The sequence below is a fragment of the Microcystis sp. LEGE 08355 genome (assembly GCF_015207185.1).
GTDB classification, from domain to species: domain Bacteria; phylum Cyanobacteriota; class Cyanobacteriia; order Cyanobacteriales; family Microcystaceae; genus Microcystis; species Microcystis panniformis.
Genome location: NZ_JADEXI010000292.1, coordinates 1 through 5,802, shown reverse-complemented (window position 1 = coordinate 5,802; position 5,802 = coordinate 1). Strand labels below are relative to the sequence as shown.

General features: G+C 42.4%; 4 protein-coding genes and 1 pseudogene. 1 reads left to right on the top strand and 4 read right to left on the bottom strand.

Annotated elements, in window-relative coordinates; genetic code table 11:
- Nucleotides 1-392 precede the first annotated feature (392 nt).
- From IQ242_RS14980 to prfC, 3 genes are all read right to left on the bottom strand, one after another.
- Nucleotides 393-1,424, bottom strand: a complete 1,032-nt coding sequence (locus tag IQ242_RS14980) for a GntR family transcriptional regulator (protein WP_193960506.1) — start codon at nucleotides 1,422-1,424, stop codon at nucleotides 393-395.
- Nucleotides 1,425-1,809: 385 nt separating this feature from the next.
- A complete protein-coding gene (locus IQ242_RS14975) occupies nucleotides 1,810-2,520 on the bottom strand; it encodes a 1-acyl-sn-glycerol-3-phosphate acyltransferase (RefSeq protein ID WP_193960505.1) in 711 nt (236 codons plus the stop codon).
- A 111-nt stretch (nucleotides 2,521-2,631) separates the two neighbouring features.
- Nucleotides 2,632-4,266 (bottom strand): peptide chain release factor 3, encoded by a 1,635-nt coding sequence (gene prfC / locus IQ242_RS14970; protein WP_193960504.1) that lies wholly within the window; start codon nucleotides 4,264-4,266, stop codon nucleotides 2,632-2,634.
- Nucleotides 4,267-4,404: 138 nt separating this feature from the next.
- Here prfC and IQ242_RS14965 point away from each other — a divergent pair.
- Nucleotides 4,405-4,618: pseudogene (locus tag IQ242_RS14965) on the top strand (type II toxin-antitoxin system HicB family antitoxin).
- A gap of 16 nt (nucleotides 4,619-4,634) precedes the next feature.
- Here the strand turns inward: IQ242_RS14965 and dcm are convergent.
- On the bottom strand, nucleotides 4,635-5,802 hold a 1,168-nt coding region (gene dcm / locus IQ242_RS14960), incomplete at its 5' end, for a DNA (cytosine-5-)-methyltransferase (protein WP_193960502.1).

Below are 5,802 nucleotides of genomic sequence, written 5' to 3'. Positions count from 1 at the left end.
AATCCGAGTTTTTGCCAATCGGTAAGCGGTTCCCCGGGGGATACCGTTAAACATTCAGCACTTTTCATCTAACCTCGTCCGAGAGTGAAAAATTGAGCTTATCCCTATTCTTCCGCCATTGTACTAAAAAAGTTAATACTTCTTAAAAGTTTTTTTCGCTTTTATTCTCGATTTGCTCTAAGTTATTGTCAATAGTAACCATAGATTAAACTAAATTTTAAAGAACGTAGGTTGGGTTGAAGCATGAAACCCAACGCCAGCATGGGTTACGCTACCGCTAACCCATCCTACAAATAATTGTGCCTCCCTACTTAAATTGCTTGTTGAGATAAGGCAAGAGGTAACAGTAAAGGGGGGAGATTCAGAGGTTAAAATGTGTCCTAGCTTATCATCTAACCACCTAATCCTAATTCTCGTCTGAGCAATTGAATTGATTTATCCCCAATATAATTATCACTACAGATAATTTCTGGCAGACGAATTAAATCCGATCGCACTTCATTAATTAGATTTTTAATTAAAGTATAACTCGCTTGATCACTGATAATTGTCTGGGAAGTTCTGGCTAAAACTTTTAACTTATCCGTTTCATGAATTTGGGCAGACATAACTAATAAATCATCGCCCCGTAAACTATGAATTAAAATTTCGGCCACCTTAATAATACCGGTGCTAATACTGACAATCCCCAAACGGCTATCGGTGGGTAATTTTTTGATTAATGCCAATTCCTTGCTGTAATCGTAGATATCGATGGGAATGACTCGTAATTGAAAAGGAGCGGCAATTTCCTCCGCCACACTGATAAAATAGCGACTGGTGACAACAGTGGCAGATTTAGTATTGGCTAAAACTTGGGCTAAATCCTCCATTGCCACTAATTGGACGGGAATTTTGAGGGATTGCTCTAATTCTCTCAACATTAGTTCCCCTGCACCCAAATCGTGACGGGGAATGGTGACAAGAACTTGAGAACTACACTGCGATCGCCAATCGATTTCCGCCAGTAATAACTCGCGAATTTCCTCTAGAGTTAAACCTTGAGCGAGAAAACTGGCTAAACTCTGGCGAATTAGTCTGCCTATTTCTGGATTTTGTTCCAATAGGGGCGAACCCAATAAATTATCGTTTTCATGTCCGCGAGCCTTGACATAAATCCCCGAACCTGCTATGGATTCTACTAACCCATCGTCTTCCAGTTGTTGATAAATTTTACTTATCGTATTACGGTGTAATCCCGTGATCATAGCTAGTTGACGGGTACTAGGTAAACGATGGCCCGGTGGATACTGACGAGAGGCGATAGCGAAGCGAATTTGGTCAAATAATTGCTTAGAGGCGGGTATTTCACTGTCTGGCTGGATTTGGAACTGCATCGGATCACTTCGCTCACAAACTACTTTCGCTGATGCCCATTCTATCATTAGACCTCTGGCAACAATCGGACATCTTCCCTGATTTGAAGGGTTTCCGAGGCAGTATTCAGGAGCTAGAAGCAGCAAAAACCAAGATGTTATACTAAATCCGTTGAGTAACGCACAGAAAACGGGTTTCTCCGAGAAACCCGTTTTCTACTCATGCACTAATAACCGATTTAAGTAGGTAGGCACAATTATTTGTAGGATGGGTTAGCGGTAGCGTAACCCATGCGGGCGTTGGGTTTCATGCTTCAACCCAACCTACGTTCATTTTATATTTAATTCCACCCACCTACTTAGTATTATTTATTTAAACCAGAAAAGCCACTTTTTTACTTAAAAATAGTTAAAACAATCATTTTCACTTGTGCGGTAGATAGTCAACAGCTGATTAAGGGGATCGATCCTCGTGGAGAAGTTTTAAGCGATCGCTCAAGGTTTTGGTTAAGCGGACAGTTTCCCGTTTTAGCGAATTTTGTTGATAATCAAGCACATTAATCCCTTGACCGATATTTACTGTCGCTTCGCTTCCCCATCCGGGGTAAGGCTGATTATAACTAATACTTACCGGCAAAATCTTGATATCTGCATCGGGTTTCATAGTCGTAACTTCCAACGCGATCCGCGCTACCCCCGGTTTAAGGGGATGAACCACTCGATCGCGACAGATACCCCCTTCCGGAAAAATCGCCACCATTTCCCCCGCGGCCAAAAGTTCGACACTATGGATCAGACTACCCATACCGGGGTGATCGGTGTTGACGGGAAAACCCCCCAAACGTCGGATAAACCAACCTTGCAACCCTTTCATCTCGTTAGCGGAAACCATAAAGCGCAAATCTCGTCCACTAACTAAGCGTCCCACCGCGTAGGGTAAAATCAGCGCATCCCAACGGGACCGATGGGTAGGTGCAAGGATGACCCCCCCCGTTAGGGGAATATTTTCCTGGCCTGTCACCGTTATTTTGCTGAAAAAAGCTGGTAAAACCAGATAATTTCCCAGAAAATAACAAAAGCGAATTAAACAGGGATTAATTCGGGAATTGACAGCAGAACTTTTTCTAATGGTGAGGGACTCGTCAACGATAGTGCTTTGAGACATCCGAGTGTTAGGAAAGATCGAGACTTTCTGACCACTTCCACTTTAGTGCAGTTGTCTGGGGGTCGCCATCTTATCCTGACCAGTTCGGCAATTGTCTTGAGGGATTAATGGTTAGGATTGGGGTTGTACTCCCGATCCTACCGGTGCGATCGAGTTTAATTGCAAAGAGGGATGATCTTCTTTGACTTGCTGTAAATTCCACTCATTTTTGAATAATAAGACGGGACGGCCCCAGTAATCTTTGACGGTTAAAGTATTGAAGAGTTTACCTGCTTTTTCTAAAGCAGCCCAACCCCCGGCGACCCAACGGGCTAAACTATAGGCTAGGGGTTCGAGGGTAGTTTCGACTCCGTACTCGCTTAAAAGACGGAATTGCACCACTTCAAACTGTAATTGACCGACAGCGGCTAAAATCGGGTCGCGTTTAAATTCATCGATCGAGGATAATATCTGTACGGCCCCTTCTTCCTGTAATTCCGAGACTCCTTTTTGAAACTGTTTGAACTTGGAAGGGTTAGGATTTCTGAGATAGGCGAATAATTCCGGAGAAAAACAGGGAATACCTTCGTATTCGAGCTTTTTACCCATATAAATCGTATCACCGATCGCAAAGACCCCGGGGTTATTCAATCCGATCACATCTCCGGGATAAGCTTCTTCAATAACTGCGCGATCTTGGGCAAAAAGTTTCTGAGGACGGGATAAACGGATAGTTTTACCAGTTCTAGCGTGGTTTACTACCATATCCTTCTCAAATTTCCCCGTACATACCCGCACAAAGGCCACCCGGTCCCGATGTTTGGGATCCATGTTTGCTTGCAGTTTGAAGACAAAACCGGTGAAATCGGGATAGGTGGGATCAAGGACTCCTAGGGAGGAATTGCGTCCTCTGGGTAGTAATCCATAGTCGAGGAAGGATTCTAGGAATAATTTCACCCCAAAATTGGTCATGGCGCTACCAAAAAAGATCGGGGTCATTTCTCCTGCGTGGACTGCTGGCAAATCCAATTCCGCACCCAATTCCGAGAGTAGTTCTATATCCTCTTTTAACTGGTAATACAGGTCTTTTTCGAGATAATCCTCAATTTTGGGGTCGCCAAGCTCGATCACGGTTTCCTGCGCCTCCTGAGAGCCGTGGGAGCGACGTTCAAACAGGTGTATGGTCTGGGTTGCTCGATCGAAGACTCCCCGAAAGCGATCGCCAATTCCGATCGGCCAATTGACGGGATAGGTCTGTAATCCTAATTCTCGCTCGATTTCGTCCAATAAATCCAGAGGTTCGCGGCCGGGGCGATCCATTTTGTTAACAAAGGTAAAGATGGGTAACTGTCGCAGTTTGCACACTTCAAAGAGTTTTCTCGTTTGCGGTTCCAAACCTTTGGCCGCGTCGATTAACATCACCGCATTATCGGCAGCGGCTAGGGTACGATAGGTATCTTCGCTAAAATCTTGGTGGCCGGGAGTATCGAGGAGATTAATCTGAAAATCACGATAATCGAACTGTAAAACCGTGGAAGTAATCGAAATTCCCCGTTGTTTTTCCATTTCCATCCAGTCGGAGGTGGCTTTGCGTTGGTCGCGTCTTGCTTTGACTGCACCCGCTTGATGGATTGCACCCCCGTATAGTAACAGTTTTTCGGTCAGGGTGGTCTTTCCCGCGTCAGGGTGGGAGATAATGGCAAAATTTCGCCGTTTTTCCAAGACAGCTTCGCTGGTTTCTAGTTCTTTTTCAATTTCGGTCGTCATTCTAATTTCGATCGCTTTCCTATCTTTCTATTCTAGTTTAGCTGGGGAGTTAATCCGCTCAAAAAATCGATCGCTCTGGGAAAAGTCATTAAAAAAAGTCTATGCTAGGATAATTTACAATCCACAACTGATAGTGTTATGAGTGATAATACTAAACAAATTTATAACTACACCGTTATTCTAGAAAAAGAGTCAGACGGTGGTTATCACGCTTTTTGTCCTGCGCTTAAAGGTTGTCATTCTCAAGGAAACACTTTTGAAGAAACGATTGTCAATATTACAGAAGCTATGGAATTGTACCTCGAAAGTTTGATAGCTTTTGATTTTTAAGCCTTCAAATATTTTAGTATGAGTCAGTATCCCGCGGTTTAATAATCAGTCCGAATTATTTCTAGTAAATTTCTAGCCACTGCTTCCACTACAGTAATAGGAACAGCGTTTCCGAATTGTTTTTTGGCAATAGCTGGCTGTGGATGATAGATAAAATTATCGGGGAATCCTTGTAATTTACGCGCATCTTGGGGAGTAATTTCTCGAAACTTTTTGGGTTTATAGATTTTCTTTAAAAACAATTGTTTGTATTCTTGGGGATGAGTAGCGGTAATTGAAATAGTAGCAATATAATCTTTAGCACCCGTAGCGGTTAGGGTAGGAATAATATCGGCCGTCGGTAAAATAATCCGATAAATGCCGTTAATTCCCGTCATATTTTTCGAGTTAATAAATTCATACTTCCCCTCCTGCGTTTGCCAACAAATCCCCAGAGAAACTAACTGATTTAGTTCCTCGATTTTTAGATCGGGTATAATTTCCAAAAAAGCAGAAAAAGCCACGGGATGACCATCTTTTTCGCCATACTTTTTACTGCGTCTTAATTTCAGCAAAGCTAAACAGATACTTTTTTGTCGTTCCGTAGTTTTGATAATATCCCAAGAATGAATAGTTGTGTGACCATTTCTTAAATCAGAAAAAATAAAAAAGTCATTTAATTCATCTTCTTTTTGAAAACGAGTTCTCGATGGAGGAACAAAACCATTAAATAAAGTATCTGCGGATAACTTGACTTTCTCGACGGGTTGAATATTCTTGATGTCTTCTAAAATATCTAAAACCTTCGGATGGATACCCAAAGGTAAAGGAAATTTAAACCGATCATAGTTGTCTATATCTTTTCTAATTCCTACGATAAAAACTCTCTCGCGATTCTGGGGTAAACCAAAATCGTAGGCATTTAATAACTGCCAGTAAACTTGATAACCACAGCTGGTTAATTCATCGATAATTAACTCTAAATTCTCCTGATTGCGAGGACTAGCTAACCCACTGACATTCTCGAAAATAAAGCTTTTCGGTTGACTTTTCTGGACTAATTTAATCACATCAAACCAGAGTTTTCCCCGGGGGTCCTCAAATCCCCGTAAACATCCCGCCACCGACCAAGGTTGACAGGGAACGCCGCCGACAATAAGATCGAGATTATCGGGTAAATTGCTAATTTTACTCACATCTCCGAAAGCAATTTCATCGCTGTTGAGA

Excerpts from the sequence above, each read along its gene's own strand:
- IQ242_RS14980 (WP_193960506.1), bottom strand. The coding sequence starts at position 1,424 with ATGATAGAATGGGCATCAGCGAAAGTAGTTTGTGAGCGAAGTGATCCG.
- IQ242_RS14975 (WP_193960505.1), bottom strand. The coding sequence starts at position 2,520 with ATGTCTCAAAGCACTATCGTTGACGAGTCCCTCACCATTAGAAAAAGT.
- prfC (WP_193960504.1), bottom strand. The coding sequence starts at position 4,266 with ATGACGACCGAAATTGAAAAAGAACTAGAAACCAGCGAAGCTGTCTTG.